Annotated in this window: 17 protein-coding genes; 8 read left to right on the top strand and 9 right to left on the bottom strand. The window is 71.3% G+C overall.

All coding sequences use genetic code 11. The features are described 5' to 3' along the window. Positions 1-116: 116 nt before the first annotated feature. A complete protein-coding gene (locus tag ACFW01_RS16205) occupies positions 117-497 on the bottom strand; it encodes a hypothetical protein (RefSeq protein WP_384504126.1) in 381 nt (126 codons plus the stop codon). A gap of 272 nt (positions 498-769) precedes the next feature. Between ACFW01_RS16205 and ACFW01_RS16200 the strand changes: the two genes are divergently transcribed. Beyond that, positions 770-1,624: a DedA family protein gene (locus ACFW01_RS16200; protein ID WP_384504124.1), complete on the top strand. Its 855-nt coding sequence runs from the start codon at positions 770-772 to the stop codon at positions 1,622-1,624. Positions 1,625-1,716: 92 nt separating this feature from the next. Here the strand turns inward: ACFW01_RS16200 and ACFW01_RS16195 are convergent, their stop codons facing one another. After that, on the bottom strand, positions 1,717-3,426 hold the full coding sequence (locus ACFW01_RS16195) for a threonine/serine exporter family protein (protein WP_234959470.1): 1,710 nt from the start codon (positions 3,424-3,426) through the stop codon (positions 1,717-1,719). Positions 3,427-3,551: 125 nt separating this feature from the next. Then, positions 3,552-4,043, bottom strand: a complete 492-nt coding sequence (locus tag ACFW01_RS16190; protein WP_064731883.1) for an inorganic diphosphatase — start codon at positions 4,041-4,043, stop codon at positions 3,552-3,554. Positions 4,044-4,125: 82 nt separating this feature from the next. Between ACFW01_RS16190 and dacB the strand changes: the two genes are divergently transcribed. The 7 genes from dacB to ACFW01_RS16155 all read left to right on the top strand — a co-directional run bounded on the left by dacB (position 4,126) and on the right by ACFW01_RS16155 (position 12,918). Then, the gene (dacB, locus tag ACFW01_RS16185) at positions 4,126-5,724 is read left to right on the top strand and encodes a D-alanyl-D-alanine carboxypeptidase/D-alanyl-D-alanine-endopeptidase (protein ID WP_384504121.1); all 1,599 of its coding nucleotides are present in this window, start codon (positions 4,126-4,128) and stop codon (positions 5,722-5,724) included. Positions 5,725-5,945: 221 nt separating this feature from the next. Further along, complete coding sequence (locus ACFW01_RS16180; protein WP_161326145.1) at positions 5,946-7,073, top strand: zinc-dependent metalloprotease; 1,128 nt, start codon at positions 5,946-5,948, stop codon at positions 7,071-7,073. A gap of 192 nt (positions 7,074-7,265) precedes the next feature. Then, entirely contained in the window at positions 7,266-8,312 is a 1,047-nt protein-coding gene (gene tilS / locus ACFW01_RS16175) for a tRNA lysidine(34) synthetase TilS (RefSeq protein ID WP_384504119.1), read from the top strand. A 27-nt stretch (positions 8,313-8,339) separates the two neighbouring features. Beyond that, positions 8,340-8,900, top strand: a complete 561-nt coding sequence (hpt, locus tag ACFW01_RS16170) for a hypoxanthine phosphoribosyltransferase (RefSeq protein ID WP_161326166.1) — start codon at positions 8,340-8,342, stop codon at positions 8,898-8,900. Positions 8,901-9,093: 193 nt separating this feature from the next. Then, entirely contained in the window at positions 9,094-11,133 is a 2,040-nt protein-coding gene (gene ftsH / locus ACFW01_RS16165) for an ATP-dependent zinc metalloprotease FtsH (RefSeq protein ID WP_122616842.1), read from the top strand. Between the two features lie 121 nt (positions 11,134-11,254). Beyond that, entirely contained in the window at positions 11,255-11,860 is a 606-nt protein-coding gene (gene folE / locus ACFW01_RS16160; RefSeq protein WP_125495370.1) for a GTP cyclohydrolase I FolE, read from the top strand. Positions 11,861-11,928: 68 nt separating this feature from the next. After that, complete coding sequence (locus ACFW01_RS16155; protein WP_234959473.1) at positions 11,929-12,918, top strand: hypothetical protein; 990 nt, start codon at positions 11,929-11,931, stop codon at positions 12,916-12,918. Between the two features lie 10 nt (positions 12,919-12,928). On the opposite strand, the gene ACFW01_RS16150 is transcribed toward ACFW01_RS16155, so the two are convergent. The 6 genes from ACFW01_RS16150 to ACFW01_RS16125 all read right to left on the bottom strand — a co-directional run bounded on the left by ACFW01_RS16150 (position 12,929) and on the right by ACFW01_RS16125 (position 18,013). Next, the gene (locus ACFW01_RS16150; protein ID WP_161326148.1) at positions 12,929-13,417 is read right to left on the bottom strand and encodes a DUF3180 domain-containing protein; all 489 of its coding nucleotides are present in this window, start codon (positions 13,415-13,417) and stop codon (positions 12,929-12,931) included. 59 nt (positions 13,418-13,476) lie between these two features. Then, entirely contained in the window at positions 13,477-14,088 is a 612-nt protein-coding gene (gene folK, locus ACFW01_RS16145; RefSeq protein ID WP_234959474.1) for a 2-amino-4-hydroxy-6-hydroxymethyldihydropteridine diphosphokinase, read from the bottom strand. Continuing rightward, positions 14,085-14,444 (bottom strand): dihydroneopterin aldolase, encoded by a 360-nt coding sequence (folB, locus tag ACFW01_RS16140; protein ID WP_161326150.1) that lies wholly within the window; start codon positions 14,442-14,444, stop codon positions 14,085-14,087. Before folB ends, folK begins: the two co-directional genes overlap by 4 nt. A 244-nt stretch (positions 14,445-14,688) precedes the next feature. Next, entirely contained in the window at positions 14,689-15,192 is a 504-nt protein-coding gene (locus ACFW01_RS16135; protein ID WP_122616847.1) for a nuclear transport factor 2 family protein, read from the bottom strand. Further along, complete coding sequence (folP, locus tag ACFW01_RS16130) at positions 15,189-16,058, bottom strand: dihydropteroate synthase (protein ID WP_234959475.1); 870 nt, start codon at positions 16,056-16,058, stop codon at positions 15,189-15,191. Before folP ends, ACFW01_RS16135 begins: the two co-directional genes overlap by 4 nt. A gap of 155 nt (positions 16,059-16,213) precedes the next feature. Then, complete coding sequence (locus ACFW01_RS16125) at positions 16,214-18,013, bottom strand: phosphatidylglycerol lysyltransferase domain-containing protein (protein ID WP_384504115.1); 1,800 nt, start codon at positions 18,011-18,013, stop codon at positions 16,214-16,216. Positions 18,014-18,169: the final 156 nt, after the last annotated feature.

Here is an 18,169-nt window from a genome sequence, read left to right as displayed (position 1 = left end):
CGCCCGCCCTCCTGGCGCCCGCGCTTCGCCCCCACCGCGGCCGGCCCCCCCCCCGGGGGGGGGGCGGGGCCCGGGGCCCCCCCCCGGGCCCACGACCACCGCCGCCCGAGTCCGTCTCAGCAGGTGATGCGGCGCTCGGCGCTCTCGTACTGCGCGACGCCGTAGTCGACGCCCACGGCGACCTTGTAGGTGTAGGTGCCGGAACCCGTGCAGGTCCACCACGTTGTCGCAGAGCCGCTCTCGAGCGTGGCCCAGTCCAGCTCCTCCCAGCCGTACCAGCGGTGGCGCAGGAGGCCGATCGTGGCGTCCTCACAGTTGCTGCTGGTCTTGCTGACCGTGCCCATGACCTCGCTGATGCCCTTGTAGGGCGTCGAGATGCTGTAGCAGCTCCGGTCCCAGTCCGTGGCGGAGGCGGGCGCGGCCGGCGTCAGCATCGTGGCCGCGGAGGCCAGGGCAAGGACGGCGCACGACTTTCCGGCCAAACTGAGCATGCTCATGACAGATCTCCATGGGTTGTGAAGGCGATATGCAAGATGGAAGAACACTTTCATCTGGCCGTGACGAGATCAACTCGCCGCCTCCGCAGGGCGTTCGACGGCCTGACGGCCGCCGTATTCTTCGAGGGCATGGTTCACGGCATTCCACGGGCCGAGTCACAGCGCACTCCGGGGTCGTCCGTGGAACCTGGACCGCCCCGGCGGCGTTGATACGTTTGGCGCAGCCAAGCCCCAGCCCGCCTCCCCCCCCCCAGTGCAGGAGCCACAATCCCGTGACCACGCTTGCGCTCGGCCCCGAGTGGCTGAGCCCGGACTACCTGATCGAGACGTTCGCCCTGCCGGGCATCCTGCTCATCGTCTTCGCCGAGTCCGGACTCTTCGCGTTCCTGCCCGGAGACTCGCTGCTGTTCACCGCGGGTCTCTTCGTCGCGCAGGGCGAGTACATCAGCCAGCCGCTGTGGCTGGTGTGCCTCCTGATCGTGCTGGCCGCCGTCATCGGCGACCAGGTCGGTTACATGATCGGCAAGTTCCTCGGCCCCAAGCTCTTCAACCGGCCCAACTCCAAGCTCTTCAAACAGGAGAACCTGGAGAAGGCGCACGAGTTCATGGAGAAGTACGGCCCCAAGGCGATCGTCCTGGCCCGCTTCGTGCCGATCGTGCGCACCTTCGCGCCCATCGTGGCGGGCGCCGGCCGCATGAAGTACCGCACGTTCCTCACGTACAACATCATCGGTGGCGTGGCCTGGGGCACCGGCGTCACCCTCGCGGGCTACTGGCTCGGCCAGATCGAGTTCATCCGCACCAACGTCGAACCGATCCTCGTCCTGATCGTCGTCGTCTCGGTCGTCCCGATCGCCATCGAGTACCTGCGCGAACGCAAGAAGAAGAAGCGCGCGGCCGCCGCCGCCCCGGCGGCACCCCACCAGCAGCACCAGCAGCCGCAGTACCCGGTCATGGACGACGCCACGACCCAGCTCCGCCGCGTCGACCCGTACCAGCAGCCGCAGCAGTCCTACGGCGGGCAGCAGCCCCAGCAGCCGTACACGCAGCAGCAGCCCCAGCAGCCGTACGCGCAGCAGTACCCGCAGAACTACAACGACCAGTACCCGTACAACCAGGGCCGCTGAACCCACCCGGGGGCGCGGGGCCGTACCGATGTGCGGCTCCGCCGCGTGGGCGCGAGCCACCACCACGCACCCGCGCCCACGGGCGCCCTGCGTCAGAACCCCCGCGTCCGCTTGGCCGCCCGGCGTCCCGCGGCACTCGCCGCTCCGGGCACCCGCAGGAACAGCCGCGAGATCTCGCCACCGAGGTTCACCCCGATGGCGATGGCCATGGCGAGGGCCACCGCCGTCGACAGGTACACCAGCCCCTGGTCGACCTCGCTCTGCGCGATGCCCAGCAGCCCGAAGTACGTGGCCGAACCGGGCAGCAGCGGCCCGATCGCCGCGGTCGTGTACGGCAGCGCCGACGCGAACCGGTACCGGGACATCAGCTGCCCGAACAGGCCCACCAGCCCCGCCGCCGCGGCCGTGGAGGCCACCGGCGAGATGCCGCCGACGACGTGCATGGCGCCGTACACGCTCCAGGCGACCCCACCGTTCAGGGTCACCGCCAGCACGGTGGATCGTTCCTGCTGGAGCAGGATCGCGAAGGCGAGCGACAGCATCATCGCCGCGCCGATCTGCACGGCCGGCTCGTCGCCGGTGCCCAGCTGGGCGTCCGGATTGAGCTCGGCGCCCAGCTGGACGCCGAAGTACAGCACCACCAGCACCCCGGCGACGATGCTGACGAAGAAGTACATGACCTCCAGCAGGCGCGCCGCGGCGGTGATGTAGAAGCCGGTCAGACCGTCCTGCACCCCGGCGACCAGCGCCCGCCCGGGCAGCAGCGCGAAGAGGCCACCGGTGATGACCGCAGACGCCTTCACGTCGACGTGGATCAGCGTGAGCATGATCCCTATCGCGGCCGGCGGCATCGCGGCGACCGCGAACTGGTAGAACTCCGGCAGCCCGCGCCCGGCACACAGCCAGGCCAGCCGGTCGCCGAGCATGGAACCCAGCATGGCCGCGACGAACACGGTCAGACCACCGCCGACGAGCACCGAAGCCGAGCCCGCGAGCAGGCCGCTGGCCGTGGTCAGCACCCAGGTCGGGTACGGGTGCCGGTTGCGCCGGATCTCCGCGAGGCGCCGGTAGGCCTCCTCCAGGGAGATGTGCGTCTCCGGGTCGCTGAGATCGTCCACCAGCTGGAACACGGCCGCGAGCCGCGTGTAGTCGGTGCCGCGGCGGCGTACCGTCCGCGACGCCGTCACCGGGTCCTCGACCAGGGACGGCTGGTGGGAGATCGACAGCAGGGTGAAGGTGACGTTCGGCTCGCAGCGGTCCAGGCCGTAGGACCGGCAGACGGCGAACATCGCCGCCTCCACGTCCTCGGCGCCCTCACCGCCCGCCAGCAGCAGCTCCCCGATACGCAGCGTCAGGTCGAGGACGCGCGGCACGGCGGGGCCGGTCTCGTCGTCGTGCTTCTGCGACGGCTCGGGCGCGGGCCGCTCGGCCACCGGCATGCGCAGCATGGCCCGCATCCGGTCCTGCCAGGGCACGTCCGTCAGGTGCACCGCGGGGAACCCGCTGGCCGGGGTGAACGCGGCCGGCGCGGTCCACGCGTGGTACGTGCTCGGGATCGTGAACGCCGACCCCTCGGCGTCCGCGGGCGGGGCCGTGGGCGCCTCCAGGCCGTCCGGCAGCGAGAACTCCGAGGTCGTCTCGGACTCCGTTCCGGTGTGCCGCGGGACGGCCAGTCCCTGCGGGATCTCGAACTCGGACGTCGTCGACGACTCGTCGTCGATCGACGCAGTGATCCCGCCCGGCTGCCGGAAGGCGCTGTGGGCCTCGTCCGACTGCGGCTTGCGGTCCTCCGCCTCCGTCACCTGTGCAACGCTCCCTGATACGAACCCTGGTACGAACTCACCCTCCTGTTGACCTCAGTATGCGCACCCAAACGCGAACGGGCCGCACGCGGGTGGCGTGCGGCCCGTTGCGGGAGAGTGGCTGGTCAGTGGCCGCCCTGCTCCTTGAAGCGCTTGTAGGACCGCTCGATCTCGATCTCCGCGTCCGTGCGTCCCACCCAGTTGGCGCCCTCGACGGACTTGCCGGGCTCCAGGTCCTTGTAGACCTCGAAGAAGTGCTGGATCTCCAGGCGGTCGAACTCCGACACGTGGTGGATGTCCCGCAGGTGCTCCACGCGCGGGTCGGTCGACGGCACGCACAGCAGCTTGTCGTCGCCGCCGGCCTCGTCCGTCATCCGGAACATGCCGATCGCGCGGCAGCGGATGAGGCAGCCCGGGAAGGTCGGCTCGTCCAGGATGACCAGCGCGTCCAGCGGGTCGCCGTCCTCGCCGAGGGTGTTCTCCACGAAGCCGTAGTCGGTCGGGTAGGCGGTCGAGGTGAAGAGGCGGCGGTCCAGGCGGATACGACCGGTCTCGTGGTCCACCTCGTACTTGTTCCGCGAACCCTTCGGGATCTCGATCGTGACGTCGAACTCCACCGGACGCTCCTCCATGATCAGTACATAGTTCTGGTGGTTAAGTGTCCCTCACGCCGGTGTGTGATCGCGAAAGGGGCTGGTGATGGTGCCAGAGCTGAGGCCTTGGCGGTCCGCGAGGCCGCACCTGGTGCGGGCCGCGGGCGCCGTACGACCCCGTCTGGCGCGCCTCGGCCGGGCCGCCGGACCGCGGATCGCGCGGTTCGGGCGGGCCACGGGACCGCGGCCCGCCCGGATCACGCGGCCGAAGACCTGGCAGTACACCGCCGGCGCCGCCACCGCCGGGCTGGCTCTCGCCGCCGGTGTGGTGACCGCCGCCGGCCCCTGGGACTCCACGGGTCAGCGTACGGCCGAGCGGGACCGGGCCGTCGCACTGGAGCACACGGGTGGCGCAGATCACGATCGCGGGTCCGGCGGCTTTGGCACCGCGGCCGGGACGCCCCGTCCCGCGCCCAGCGCCGGTGCCGTGCTGGCCGGCCTCGGCGGCGCCACCACCCCGGGCGGCGTCAAGGCGGCCCCGGGCGGCGAGGCCCTCGCGGACCTCCTCGGGCCGCTCCTGGACGACCCGGCGCTCGGCACCGACCGCGCCGCGTCGGTCGTCGACCTCACCACCGGCAAGCGCCTGTACGGTCTCGGCGGCGACGAGCCCCTCACGCCCGCCTCCACCACCAAGATCGCCACCGCGGTCGCCGCGCTCACCGCCCTCGGCCCCGACCACCGCCTCACCACCCGCACCGCCCTGGAGGCCGACACCGGCGAAGTCGTCCTGGTCGGCGGCGGCGACCCGACGCTCACCGCGCGTGCGGACGCCAAGGGCCTCGCGAGCCTGCGCACCCTGGCCGAGAAGACCGCAGCCGCCCTGAAGAAGCGGGACCTGCGCAAGGTGACGCTGTCGTACGACACGACGCTCTACGCCGGTGACGGAATGCACCCGATCGGGGTCAACGAGAACCTCGCCCGCGTCACCGCGCTGATGGCCGACGAGGCCCGGACGGACGACTCCACCAGCGGACCCGTCGAGCGCGAAACCGACCCGGCCGCCCACGCGGCCCGCGCCTTCGCCGGTTTCCTGAAGCAGCACGGCATCACCGCGTCGGCCCCCGGCCCGTCCAAGGCCACCGACCGCGCCGACACCCTCGCCACGGTGTCCTCGCCGCCGCTGTCCGTCCTGGTCGAGCGGATGCTGACGAACAGCGACAACGACCTCGCCGAGGCCCTGGCCCGCCACACCGCCGTGGCCGACGGCAGGCCCGCAGACTTCGACGGGGCGTCCGCCGCCATGAAGGACCGGCTGAAGCGGCTCGGCCTGCCGGTGGACGGCGCCGCGCTCCGCGACGGCAGCGGCCTGGACCGCACCGGCCTGGTCAGCGCCGACCTGCTCACCGCCCTGCTGGCCGAGGCGGCCGACCCGGCCCGGCCCCAGCTCCGCCCGGTCCTCACCGGCCTCCCCGTGGCCGGCTTCACCGGCACCCTGACCAGTCGTTACTCGGACGGCGCAGCGGGCCTCGTCCGCGCCAAGACGGGCACCCTGACGGGCGTGAACACCCTCGCCGGCACCGTCGTCACCGCCGACGGCCGCCTGCTGGGCTTCGCCTTCATGGCGCACGGGACGTCCGACCCCGCGGCGGCCCAGTCGACCCTGGACCGGGCGGCGACGGGCCTGGCGTCCTGCGGCTGCGGGTGACCGGGCCCCGCGCCGGGCTCCTGCGCTGGGCCGGGCTGCCGCGCCGGGCTCCCCGGGCTCCCGTGCCGGGCTCCTGCGCTGGGCCGGGCTGCCGCGCCGGGCTCCGCCGGGCCCAGCGCTGGGCGCCCGTGCGGGGCTTTCGTGCTGGGCCGCGCGCGGCGCCCCACCCCTGCGCCCCGCACAGCCTGCCCCCGACGGCGGCGCTCCCGTACCGTTGACGCATGACGAGCATCGGCGCAAATTCCGGCATGGTCGACTGGAACCTCGCGGTGGCGACCGCGACCCGGCTCGTACGGCCGGGCCCCGAGGTGAGCCGCGACGAGGCCAGGGCGGTCGTCGCGGAACTCCGCCGCCATGCCAAGGCCTCCGAGGAACACGTCCGGGGCTACACCCGTATGGCCACCGAGGAGATCCACGACACCCCCGTCCTGGTCGTCGACCGCCCCGGCTGGGTCCGGGCGAACGTCGCCGGGTTCCGGGAGATCCTCAAACCCCTCCTGGAGAAGCTGCAGGAGCGGCGCGGCGACGGCGCCGGCAACGCGGTCCTCGGCGCCGTCGGCGGCAAGGTCACCGGTGTGGAACTGGGCATGCTGCTGTCGTTCCTGTCCTCCCGCGTCCTCGGCCAGTACGAGACCTTCGCCCCCGCCACCCGGGAACTGCCCGCCGGAGCCGACGGCGGCGGCCGGCTGCTCCTGGTCGCGCCGAACATCGTCCACGTCGAACGCGAACTCGACGTCCACCCGCACGACTTCCGCCTGTGGGTGTGCCTGCACGAGGAGACGCACCGCACCCAGTTCACGGCCGTGCCCTGGCTGCGCGACCACCTGGAGGGCGAAATCCAGTCGTTCCTGGCGGAGACCGATGTCGACCCCATGACCGTCCTGGAGCGGGTCCGCGAGGCCGCCCAGACCCTCGCCGGGGGCCGCCCCGAGGGGGAGGAGGACGACGGTGGCCGCTCGCTGGTGGAGCTGGTGCAGACCCCGGCCCAGCGCGAGGTCCTCGGCCGCCTCACCGCCGTGATGTCCCTGCTGGAGGGCCACGCCGACTTCGTGATGGACGGGGTCGGCCCGGCGGTCGTGCCGAGCGTCGCGGAGATCCGCGAGAAGTTCCAGCAGCGCCGCGCCAAGGGCGCCTCCCGCCTCGACCTGGCGCTGCGCAAGCTGCTCGGCCTGGACGCCAAACTCCGCCAGTACCGGGACGGCGAGCGCTTCGTGCGGGCCGTCGTCGACGAGTGCGGAATGGACGGCTTCAACCGCGTCTGGACGTCGCCCAACACCCTCCCCACCAAGTCGGAGATCGCCAAACCGGCGGACTGGATCGCGCGGGTGCACCGCAAGCCGGAGTCGTGAGCCCCCCTCAAGCGGCGTGAACGATTCCGGCCGACGGCAGGCGAACGACCCCGCAATCACCCGTCCGAGGGACCGTGAGCCCTCGACAGGCGTGCGATGCTCGGGGAACGGCCCGTTTCTGTCACCATCTACACACTCTGCGTGACAGAACCCCGGGCTCACCCCCCGAAAACTTCATGAAGGGCACCGGACATGGGTCCCCATCCTGCGGTCGCGGCGATACGCCTGGCGGTCCGCCGCGTCCTCCACGACATCCTCACCGAACTGAACACCACGGCCGGCGTCCCCGCCGCGACGGCCGTCGGACCGACACCCGAGCGGCCGCCGTCACCCCTCGTGCTCGTGGCCTGCTCCGGCGGCGCCGACTCCATGGCGCTCGCCTCCGCCCTCGCCTTCGAAGCCCCCCGGCTCGGCATCCGGGCCGGCGGCGTCACCGTCGACCACGGCCTGCAGAACGGCTCCGACCTGCGCGCCGAAGAGGTCGTCCTGCGCCTGCGCGAACTGGGCCTGGACCCCGTCGAGGCCACCGCCGTCAGCGTCGGCCGCGCCGGCGGCCCCGAAGCCGCCGCCCGCGACGCCCGCTACGCCGCCCTGGACGCCGCCGCGGCCCGCCACGGCGCCGCCGCCGTCCTGCTCGGCCACACCCGCGACGACCAGGCCGAGACCGTCCTGCTGGGCCTCGCCCGCGGCTCCGGCATCCGCTCCCTGTCGGGCATGGCCGCGGTCTCGGGGGCCGGCGGCCGTTACCGGCGCCCCTTCCTCCAGGTCGACCGGCAGACCGCCCGCAAGGCCTGCATGGTCCAGTCCCTGCCGGTCTGGGACGACCCGCACAACGCCGACCCGGCGTACACCCGCTCCCGACTGCGCCACGAGGGGCTGCCCGCCCTGGAGAAGGCCCTCGGCAAGGGCGTCGTCGAGGCCCTCGCCCGCACCGCCCAGCTCTCCCGGGACGACGCCGACGCCCTCGACACCTGGGCCCGCCAGGCCGAGGAGGGCGTCCGCGACGCCACGGGCGTGCTGGAGTGCGCCAAGCTCTACGCCCTGCCGCCCGCCGTACGCCGCCGGATCCTGCGCCGCGCCGCCATCGCGGCCGGTGCCCCCGCCGGTGCCCTGTTCGCCCGCCACATCGAGGAAGTCGACCGGCTGATCACCGGCTGGCGCGGTCAGGGGGCCATCAACCTCCCCGGCAAAGTGGTCGCCCAGCGGCAGGGTGGCAGACTGGTGATTCGGCAAGGCTGAATACGGCCGGTGGGACGACCGAAAGTGATGCGGGTGGACGCGAACGACATGGGTGCCGACCTCGAGAAGGTACTCATCACCAAGGAAGAGATCGACGCCAAGCTGGCCGAGCTGGCGGAGAAGATCGACGCGGAGTACGCGGGCAAGGACCTGCTCATCGTCGGCGTGCTCAAGGGCGCCGTGATGGTCATGGCCGACCTCGCCCGCTCGCTGTCCTCCCCCGTCACCATGGACTGGATGGCGGTGTCGTCGTACGGCGCGGGCACCCAGTCCTCCGGCGTGGTGCGGATCCTCAAGGACCTCGACACCGACATCCAGGGCAGGCACGTCCTGATCGTCGAGGACATCATCGACTCCGGCCTGACCCTGTCCTGGCTGATCTCCAACCTCGGCTCGCGCGAGCCCGCCTCCCTCAAGGTGTGCACGCTGCTGCGCAAGCCCGACGCGGCGAAGGTCGCCATCGACGTGGAATGGGTCGGCTTCGACATCCCCAACGAGTTCGTCGTGGGATATGGCCTCGATTACGCCGAGAAGTACCGCAACCTGCCGTTCGTCGGTACGCTCGCGCCCCACGTCTACGGCGGCTGACCCGCCCCAGCGGCGGGCAGCACGGCGATTGGGGGCTACCGGGAACCCCGGAGGCCTCCGCGCCGTTGGAGCATGCAGACGGGACGCCAGCACTCCCGTGCGGCTGAGCGCCGCCGCGCTGGGGTACCGTCAGAAGAACTGTCTTATCAAACTCACTATGGCAGGAGGGACGGGGCGACACCGCTCCGTGTGGATGGACGTGAAGCGATACTTCCGTGGGCCAATCATGTGGATCGTGCTGGCCGTCCTTGCCGTGGTCGTGTTGATGCAGGTCGTTGGCTCGTCCGGCGGCTACAAGACGGTGGACACGGGCCAGGTCGTCCAGGCGATCAACGACAACAGGGTCGAGTCGGCCAAGCTGACCACCGGTGACGAGCAGACCATCAAGGTCCAGCTCAAGGACGGCGAAAAGGTCGAGGGCAGCTCCAAGATCCAGGCGAGCTACATCGGCGACCAGGGCGTCACCCTCGCCAACACCCTGCAGAACAAGTACCAGGACAAGCAGATCTCCGACGGCTACACGGTGTCGCCGTCGAAGCAGAACCCGTTCGTCGGCATTCTGCTCTCCCTGCTCCCGTTCGTCCTGATCGTGGTCGTCTTCCTGTTCCTGATGAATCAGATGCAGGGCGGCGGCAGCCGCGTGATGAACTTCGGCAAGTCCAAGGCCAAGCTCATCACCAAGGACACCCCCAAGACGACGTTCTCCGACGTCGCCGGCTCGGACGAGGCCGTCGAGGAGCTCCACGAGATCAAGGAGTTCCTCCAGGAGCCGGCCAAGTTCCAGGCCGTCGGCGCCAAGATCCCCAAGGGCGTGCTGCTGTACGGCCCGCCCGGCACCGGCAAGACCCTGCTCGCGCGCGCCGTCGCGGGCGAGGCGGGCGTGCCGTTCTACTCGATCTCCGGGTCCGACTTCGTCGAGATGTTCGTCGGTGTCGGTGCCTCCCGAGTCCGTGACCTGTTCGAGCAGGCCAAGGCGAACGCTCCGGCGATCGTCTTCGTCGACGAGATCGACGCGGTCGGCCGCCACCGCGGCGCCGGCCTCGGCGGTGGCCACGACGAGCGCGAGCAGACCCTGAACCAGCTCCTCGTCGAGATGGACGGCTTCGACGTGAAGGGCGGCGTGATCCTCATCGCCGCCACCAACCGGCCCGACATCCTCGACCCGGCGCTGCTGCGCCCCGGCCGCTTCGACCGGCAGATCGCCGTCGACCGCCCGGACATGCAGGGCCGCCTTGAGATCCTCAAGGTCCACCAGAAGGGCAAGCCGGTCGCGCCCGACGTCGACCTGTCGGCCGTCGCCCGCCGTACGCCCGGCATGACCGGCGCCGACCTGGCCAACGTGCTGAACGAGGCCGCCCTGCTGACGGCCCGCAGCGACAAGAAGCTGGTCGACAACCAGATGCTGGACGAGGCGATCGACCGTGTGGTCGCGGGCCCGCAGAAGCGGACCCGGATCATGTCGGACAAGGAGAAGAAGATCACCGCGTACCACGAGGGCGGTCACGCCCTGGTCGCGGCGGCCTCACCGAACTCCGACCCGGTCCACAAGATCACGATCCTGTCGAGAGGCCGGGCCCTCGGTTACACGATGGTGCTCCCGGACGAGGACAAGTACTCGACCACGCGCAACGAGATGCTGGACCAGCTCGCCTACATGCTGGGCGGCCGCGCGGCCGAGGAACTGGTCTTCCACGACCCGACGACGGGCGCCGCCAACGACATCGAGAAGGCCACCAGCGTGGCCCGTGCCATGGTCACGCAGTACGGCATGACCGAGCGCCTCGGTGCCATCAAGTTCGGCGGTGACAACAGCGAGCCTTTCCTCGGGCGTGAGATGGCCCACCAGCGCGACTACTCGGAAGAGGTCGCCGCGCTGGTCGACGAAGAGGTCAAGAAGCTCATCGAGACGGCGCACAACGAGGCCTGGGAGATCCTGGTCGAGAACCGCGACGTCCTCGACAACCTCGTCCTCGCCCTGCTGGAGAAGGAGACGCTGGGCAAGGAGGAGATCGCCGAGGTCTTCGCCCAGATCGTCAAGCGCCCGGCCCGGCCCGCCTGGACCGGTTCCTCACGCCGCACGCCCTCGACCCGTCCGCCGGTGCTCTCCCCCAAGGAGCTGGCCCTGACGAACGGAGCGAACGGCGCGACGGCGGCGATCTCCACCACCAAGAGCCCCACGGTGGAGCCCGCCCCGGCACCGGAACACGCCCCGGAGGACCGTCCGGAGAGCTGACCCGGTCACTCCCCGACGGCCTCACCAGGCCCGGAATGTATGCCGCGCCCCCCAGGTTCTAGCCTGGGGGGTGCGGCATTTCCGTATGCCGACGCAGGACAGCACAGGAACGAGGCATCAGATGACCGACCCCGTGACGTTGGACGGCGAGGGCGAGATCGGCGAGTTCGACGAGAAGCGGGCCGAGAACGCCGTACGCGAACTGCTCATCGCGGTCGGTGAGGACCCGGACCGCGAGGGCCTGCGGGAGACGCCGGGGCGGGTGGCCCGGGCGTACCGGGAGCTCCTGGCCGGGCATGGGCAGGAGCCCGAGGACGTACTGACGACGACGTTCGACATCGGACACGACGAGATGGTCCTGGTGAAGGACATTGAAATCGTCAGCCTGTGCGAGCATCACATGTTGCCGTTTCATGGCGTAGCGCACATCGGGTACATTCCGGCGGAGAGCGGAAAGATCACCGGCCTGTCGAAGCTCGCGCGACTGGTTGAGGTTTTCGCCCGTCGTCTGCAGGTGCAGGAACGACTCACCACGCAAGTCGCCGACTCTCTCATGGAGATTCTGGAGGCCCGTGGTGTCATCGTCGTCGTCGAGGCCGAGCACATGTGCATGTCGGTACGCGGGGTTCGTAAGCCCGGTGCCAAGACCACGACGTCGGCGGTGCGCGGTCAGCTCCGGGACGCCGCGACCCGAGCCGAGGCCATGGGCCTGATACTGGCGCGCTGACCCGATTGTCAGTGGTGCCCGATATCGTCCTTGATCAGTGAGCCAATCGCTGATCAAGGGGGATGGCGTTGGGGTACGGCCTGCCCAGCAAGCAGACGGTGAATGCTGTCGAGGGGCGCGTGCGGGCGCGGGATGTGCGAGTGGGCTGCCGTCTGTGGACGCTGGACGGGGAGCGTACGGTCCCCACCACGGTCGCGGCGGTGACTGCGGTCCGCGCCCGCGAAGTCGTGGACGTCGTGACCGATCACGTGATGTTCACGGTGGCACCCGACCATATGCTGGGGACGCCCGACGGGTGGGTTCACGCGAGGGATGCCACGGGGACTGTGCTCGCCTGGACGCAGGCGCGGAAGTTGTGCCGCACGCGGTTGACCGTGAGGGCGGGCTACGAGCTGGGCTACCTGGTCGGGGCCAACTGCGCGGACGGGACCGTCGGCAAGAACTACGTGTCCCTGGTGGTCAACGACGAAGGGTTCGCCGCGCGCTACGCGGCCTGTCTTTCCGCCGCCACCGGTTTGGCTGCACGCCTGGAGAAGGTGACGCGACCTTCTGGCTACCTCCAGCGGGACGTCCCGGGCTTTCGTGTGCGTGTGGTGTCGTCGTACCTCGCCGACTTGATGAGGCAGTACGTCGGCGGCGACGCGCACCACATGCGGCAGCGCTTTCCCAGGGTTGTCCTCCGGGACAGGGACACCTTCGAAGGCTTTCTGGACGGTTACACCGACGGCGACGGGTGCCGTTCCAAGGCTTGGTCCGGTCGTGTGCTCGTCAGTGCGAACGTGCCTTTCCTCACCGATCTGGCGGAGGTGGTGGGCGCACGGTTCACGCCGCGGACCAATGGACTCGCATCGCATCTGGTGGTGGTCGACAGTTGGGCTTCGCGAGGTACATTCCGAGCCGAACAGCACCCCCTGCACCTGAGGGAGTTCTGCTGGACCCAGGTCCACGAGGTGCGACCGCGGACCACGGTGAACAAGCCGTTCACCCTCTACGGCTACCGGCTCGACCCACACCCCGGATTCCTGGTCAACGGACACATGGTCCGTCAGCCCTGGTGAGCCAGGCCCGTCACGCCGCTGTCGCCGCGCCCGGGTGGTCGTCGTCCTCGTCGTCCGGGAGTTTGCAGACGCGCTCCATGAAGACCGCGGCCGCTATGACGCCGATGCCCGCCACCACCGAGAGGCCGGCGTAGATGGACTGGTCGCGGCGGGCCGGGATGTCCAGGTACTCCAGCAGGAAGACGCCCGTGCCGCCGTACATACCGGCGACGAGGGCGGCCACCAGGGCGCTGGCCTGGGCGAAGACGACCGCGCGGGCCGCCATCATCGGGTCGACGCCCTTGGCGCCGGGGACGCGGTCCCGCTGGGCCTTCAGCCGGGCGCGGATCGAGAGCGCCGTGGCCAGCAGGATCACCGCGATCAGGGCGAGGACCACCGGGGCGGCCAGGGGGACGCTCGGCAGGGTCCCCACCGAGTTCCACAGGCGGGCGCCGGCCCAGGACAGGACACCGGCGACGACGAACACGCCGGCCAGCACCCTGATGCGCAGCTCTTTCACGGTGTTCCGGTGTCCCTTCGGTCCCTGAGCGGTCGTCGTGATCTCGTCGACCTTAACGACTACTCGGGCAGCCGGAGTTCCAGGTCGGCGCGGGGCGCGACGCCGTCGCGGGTGACGGTGTCCAGGAGGTCGGCGACCGTGCCCTTTCCGGGCAGCAGGGCCTCGGGGTCCACGTCGAGCCAGGGGGCGAGCACGAAGGCGCGTTCGTGGGCGCGCGGGTGGGGGAGGGTGAGCTGCGGGTCGTCGGAGACGACCTCGGCGTAGGCGACGATGTCGACGTCCAGGGTGCGCGGGCCCCAGTGCTCGTCGCGGACCCGGTGGAAGGCCTCCTCGACCGCGTGCGCGCGCTCCAGCAGGGAGGACGGGGGCAGGGTGGTCTTCACGACCACGACCGCGTTGAAGTACGACGGCTGGCTGTCGGGGGCGACGCCCCACGGTTCCGTCTCGTACACCTGCGACACCCCTTTGACGCGCACGCCGGGGGTGTCCTCCAGGGCGTCGATGGCGCCCTGGAGGGTCTCCAGGCGGTTGCCCAGGTTGGCGCCGAGGGCGATCACGGCGCGCTTGGGGTTGGACAGCGTCGTGTCCGCGGCGTCGACCTGCTCGATGACGGAGGCGGGCACCGGCTGTACGGTCGGGTCGCTGGAACCCTGGGCGAAGGGGGCGCTCATACACGGCTCCGGATGATGGTGACGGTCACGTCGTCGAAGGGGACGGTGATCGGTGCGTCCGGCTTGTGGACGCAGACCTCGACCTCCCGCACCCCGTCGTGCTTCAGACAGACCTGGGCGATGCGCTCGGCGAGCGTCTCGACGAGGTTGACGGGCTCGCCCTCCACGACGGCCACGACCTCCTCGGCCACGATGCCGTAGTGCACGGTCTTCGCCAGGTCGTCGTCGGCCGCGGCCGGCCGGGTGTCCAGGCCCAGGACGAGGTCGACGAGGAAGGTCTGGCCGTCCTCGCGTTCCTTGGGGAACACACCGTGGTGCCCGCGGGCCTTGAGGCCGCGCAGCGCGACACGATCCACGCGAATCACTCCTGCAGTCGTCGGTCCAGGCCGGTCGTACCACGTGCGGGCGGTACGGCGGCCACAGTCGAATCTACCCGCGAGCACCGACAGGGCCGGGCCACGGGGGGTGGGGGACCGGGCGGGGGCCGGGAGGATTCATCCGGCGTTTTCCCTGGCGGTCCCGGTGGATCACGGGTTGGTAGCCGCCCATACCCGGCGGCCCGTGATTCCAACCACTTCTTGTCGTTCTTGGTCCTTCCGGTCAGGAAGGTGTGTCCTCGCTCTCGTCGTCGTCGGTCTCCGCGAGTACGGGGGAGGCGTGGTGCGACCAGAGTTTCCAGCCGGCCGGCGTACGCCGGAACGTGTTCGTGGCGACCACGAGCTGGCCGACGAGCGGGCCCAGCTCCTCGTCGCCGTCGGGGGCGGGGCCGCCGCTGAGGATGTTCTCGGTGCAGGTGACCAGGGCGGTGTCGCCGGTGACGGAGACGTGGACGTCGGTGAGGAAGAACTGGATGTAGTCGGTGTTCGCCATGATCAGGGCGTAGGAGCGCAGGACCTCGCCGCGGCCGGTGAGCACCGGCCAGCCGGGGTGCACGCAGGAGACCACGCCGGCGTCGGCCGGGTCGTGGTACGTCTCGTCGACGCCCAGATCGGACGGGGTGAGCCAGAACGCGGAGACCTTGTCGAAATCGCCCTGTTCCAGCGCCTCGTAGAAGGCGGTGTTGGCGGACTCGACCTGTTCGACGTCGAGGTGCGGGGCGTTCACCGGGCTCCTTCGACGGCGCGGGCGACCCGTACGGCGTCGGCCGTGGCGCGGACCTCGTGCACCCGGACGGCCCACGCGCCGGCGTGCGCGGCGAGGGCGGAGACGGCGGCGGTGGCCGCGTCGCGCTCCCGCGCGGGGGGTGGGGTGGCCTGGGGGCCGTCGGCGAGGACGCGGCCGAGGAAACGTTTGCGGGAGGCGGCGACGAGGAGGGGGTGGCCGAGGCCGAGGAGGCGGTCGAGGTGGGCGAGGAGGACGAGGTCGTGCTCGGCGTTCTTGGAGAAGCCGAGGCCGGGGTCGATGACGACGCGGTCGGGGGTGATGCCGCCCTCCAGGACGGCCTCCACGCGTGCGCGCAGCTCGTCGGCGACCTCGGTGACCACGTCCTCGTAGACGCCCTTGACGTTGCCTGCCTCCAGGAGGCCGCGCCAGTGCATGACGACGAAGGGGGCGGCGGCGTCGGCGACCACCGGGATCATCCGGGGGTCGGCCAGGCCGCCGCTGACGTCGTTGACGAGGGCGGCGCCGGAGGCGAGGGCCTGGGCGGCGACCGAGGCGCGCATGGTGTCGACGGAGACCGTGACGCCCTCGGAGGCGAGGCCGCGGACCACGGGGACCACGCGGCGGAGTTCCTCGTCCTCGTCGACGCGGGTGGCGCCGGGGCGGGTGGACTCGCCGCCGACGTCCACGAGGTCGGCGCCCTGGGCCACCAGGTCGAGGCCGCGCTTGATGGCGGCCGTGGTGTCGAAGAAGCGACCGCCGTCGGAGAAGGAGTCGGGGGTCACGTTGACGACCCCCATGACCGCGCAGCGGTCCCATGCGGTGAGGCCCGCCAGGTGGTGGCGGCGGGGGCCGGTCTGCTTGCTCATGTGTTCAGCGTAGGCCCACTGGGTGGGGTGCCCGCGGCGGCCGGTGGCCGGTCCGGTGGGGTGCGCGTCGCGCGGTCGGGGTTCGCCGCTCGGGCGAGGCCGGGAGCGGGGAGGCGTCCCGGCCGGCGCCGGCCCGCCGCACCCACCCGCCCCGGTCACGCCACGTGCGGGTCCCCGTGGGCGCAGGGGCGGCGGGGTCTGGCGCGGCGGCGCAGGGACCGGGGGAGGGGCGGGGTGAGGGTGACGAAGCCTTCGGCCTGCATGGCGGCGAAGCCGATGCGGGGGAGGTCGGACGAGGAGCGGTAGACCACGAAGCGCGGCTCCCAGCGGGGGCGGAACTTCGCGTTGAACTTGTACAGGGACTCGATCTGGAACCAGCGGGACAGGAACACGAGCAGGCCGCGCCAGGCGCGCAGGACCGGGCCCGCGCCGATCTTCTCGCCGCGCGCGAGCGCCGCGCGGAACATCGCGAAGTTCAGCGACACCCGCGCGATGCCCAGCTTCGGCGCCGCCTGGAGCGCGGCCACGATCAGCAGCTCGTTCATGCCGGGGTCGGCCGCGCGGTCGCGGCGCATGAGGTCCAGGGACATGCCGTCGCCGCCCCACGGGACGAAGTGCAGGACGGCCTTCAGGTCGCCGTACTCGCCGGGCTCGGTGTCCTGCTTGTGCGCGGTCGCGATGAGGCAGTCGCCGTCGGCGGGGTCGCCGATCCGGCCCAGGGCCATCGAGAAGCCGCGCTCGGTGTCGGTGCCCCGCCACGCGTCCGCGGCGCGGCGGACGCGGTCCAGTTCGGCGTCGGGGAGGTCAGCCACGCGCCGTACCCGGGTCTCGTAACCGGCCCGCTCGATGCGCTTGACCATCTGGCGTACGTTGCGCATCGCGCGGCCGGCGAGGGAGAAATCCGGGACGTCCACCACCGCCTCGTCCCCCAGTTCCAGCGCGTCGAGCCCGGTCTCGCGGGTCCACACCTCACCGCCGGTCTCGGAGCAGCCCATGACGGCCGGTGTCCAGGAGTGGGCGCGGGCCTCGTCCATGAAGCGTTCGATCGCGCCCGGCCACGCCTCGACGTCGCCGATCGGGTCGCCACTGGCCAGCATCACGCCCGAGACGACGCGGTAGGTGACCGCCGCCTTGCCGCTGGGGGAGAAGACCACCGCCTTGTCGCGGCGGAGCGCGAAGTGGCCGAGGGAGTCGCGGGCGCCGTGCCGGGCGAGGAGGGCGCGCAGGCGGGACTCGTCCTCCTCGGTGAGGCGCGCCGCCGGGTGTTCGGGGCGGAAGGCCAGGTAGATGGTGGTCACCGCGGTCAGCAGGCCGAGCGCGCCGAGGGAGAAGGCGACCGTCCAGGAGGTGGTGCCCGCGTAGTCGACCGGGCCCTCCACGCCGAACAGGCCGTACAGGACGTGGGTGATGCGGTCGGCCAGGCTCGGGGCGCCGATCATCCGGTGCGGGTGGGCGTTGACGATCAGGAGGCCGAGGGCGAGCGAACCGGCCCCCATGAGGACGAAGTTGGCCAGGGCCCGCCAGCGGCTGCGCGGGTCGGGCAGGGCCGCGAACTGGTCGCGGTGGCGCAGCAGGGGCGCGAGCAGCGCGAGGGAGATCAGTACGCCGAGGATCGAGTGGCGGTAGCCGAACTGGGCGACGGCACCCACCGGGAGGAGTGCCACCGCGGCCCGCCACGCCCGGCGCTTGCGGCGTTTGAGGCCGTGGGCGAGGAGGAGCAGCAGGACGCCGGCGCTGAGGGAGAGGGCGGCGGCGAACGGGCCGAACGAGCCCGGCAGTACCTCGGCGAGGGCGTGCATCCGGCTGTGCCTGAAGCGCGGGAAGACCCCGGCGGCGATGTCCAGCAGGCCGACGAGCGCACAGGCGCGGCCGACGAGGAGGGGCACGTTCTCCGGACGAGGGCCGCGCGGCAGTCGGCGTATGCGGGTGGGTCCTGCCGGAACCCGTCCCGACATTTCCTCATCTGTCCTGACAGACATCGCACCTGTTGTTCTGCGAGTAACCGTGGATCCGGGCCCGTTTTGGGCATCCGGCGACATTGCGCCCTCTAGGACGGTGTCTTGGGGGGAGAGGTTCACTCCTCTCGATCGGAATGCCCGGACGGGCACACG

The sequence above is a fragment of the Streptomyces sp. NPDC058985 genome (genome assembly GCF_042740985.1).
In the GTDB taxonomy this organism is placed as follows: Bacteria; Actinomycetota; Actinomycetes; order Streptomycetales; family Streptomycetaceae; genus Streptomyces.
The sequence above is the reverse complement of the archived record's forward strand: the minus strand, read 5'-3'. Positions and strand labels throughout refer to the sequence as shown.

Excerpts from the sequence above, each read along its gene's own strand:
- ACFW01_RS16205 (WP_384504126.1), bottom strand. The coding sequence starts at position 497 with ATGAGCATGCTCAGTTTGGCCGGAAAGTCGTGCGCCGTCCTTGCCCTG.
- dacB (WP_384504121.1), top strand. The coding sequence starts at position 4,126 with ATGGTGCCAGAGCTGAGGCCTTGGCGGTCCGCGAGGCCGCACCTGGTG.
- ACFW01_RS16180 (WP_161326145.1), top strand. The coding sequence starts at position 5,946 with ATGACGAGCATCGGCGCAAATTCCGGCATGGTCGACTGGAACCTCGCG.
- tilS (WP_384504119.1), top strand. The coding sequence starts at position 7,266 with ATGGGTCCCCATCCTGCGGTCGCGGCGATACGCCTGGCGGTCCGCCGC.
- hpt (WP_161326166.1), top strand. The coding sequence starts at position 8,340 with ATGCGGGTGGACGCGAACGACATGGGTGCCGACCTCGAGAAGGTACTC.
- ftsH (WP_122616842.1), top strand. The coding sequence starts at position 9,094 with ATGGACGTGAAGCGATACTTCCGTGGGCCAATCATGTGGATCGTGCTG.
- folE (WP_125495370.1), top strand. The coding sequence starts at position 11,255 with ATGACCGACCCCGTGACGTTGGACGGCGAGGGCGAGATCGGCGAGTTC.
- folK (WP_234959474.1), bottom strand. The coding sequence starts at position 14,088 with ATGAGCGCCCCCTTCGCCCAGGGTTCCAGCGACCCGACCGTACAGCCG.
- folP (WP_234959475.1), bottom strand. The coding sequence starts at position 16,058 with ATGAGCAAGCAGACCGGCCCCCGCCGCCACCACCTGGCGGGCCTCACC.
- ACFW01_RS16125 (WP_384504115.1), bottom strand. The coding sequence starts at position 18,013 with ATGTCGGGACGGGTTCCGGCAGGACCCACCCGCATACGCCGACTGCCG.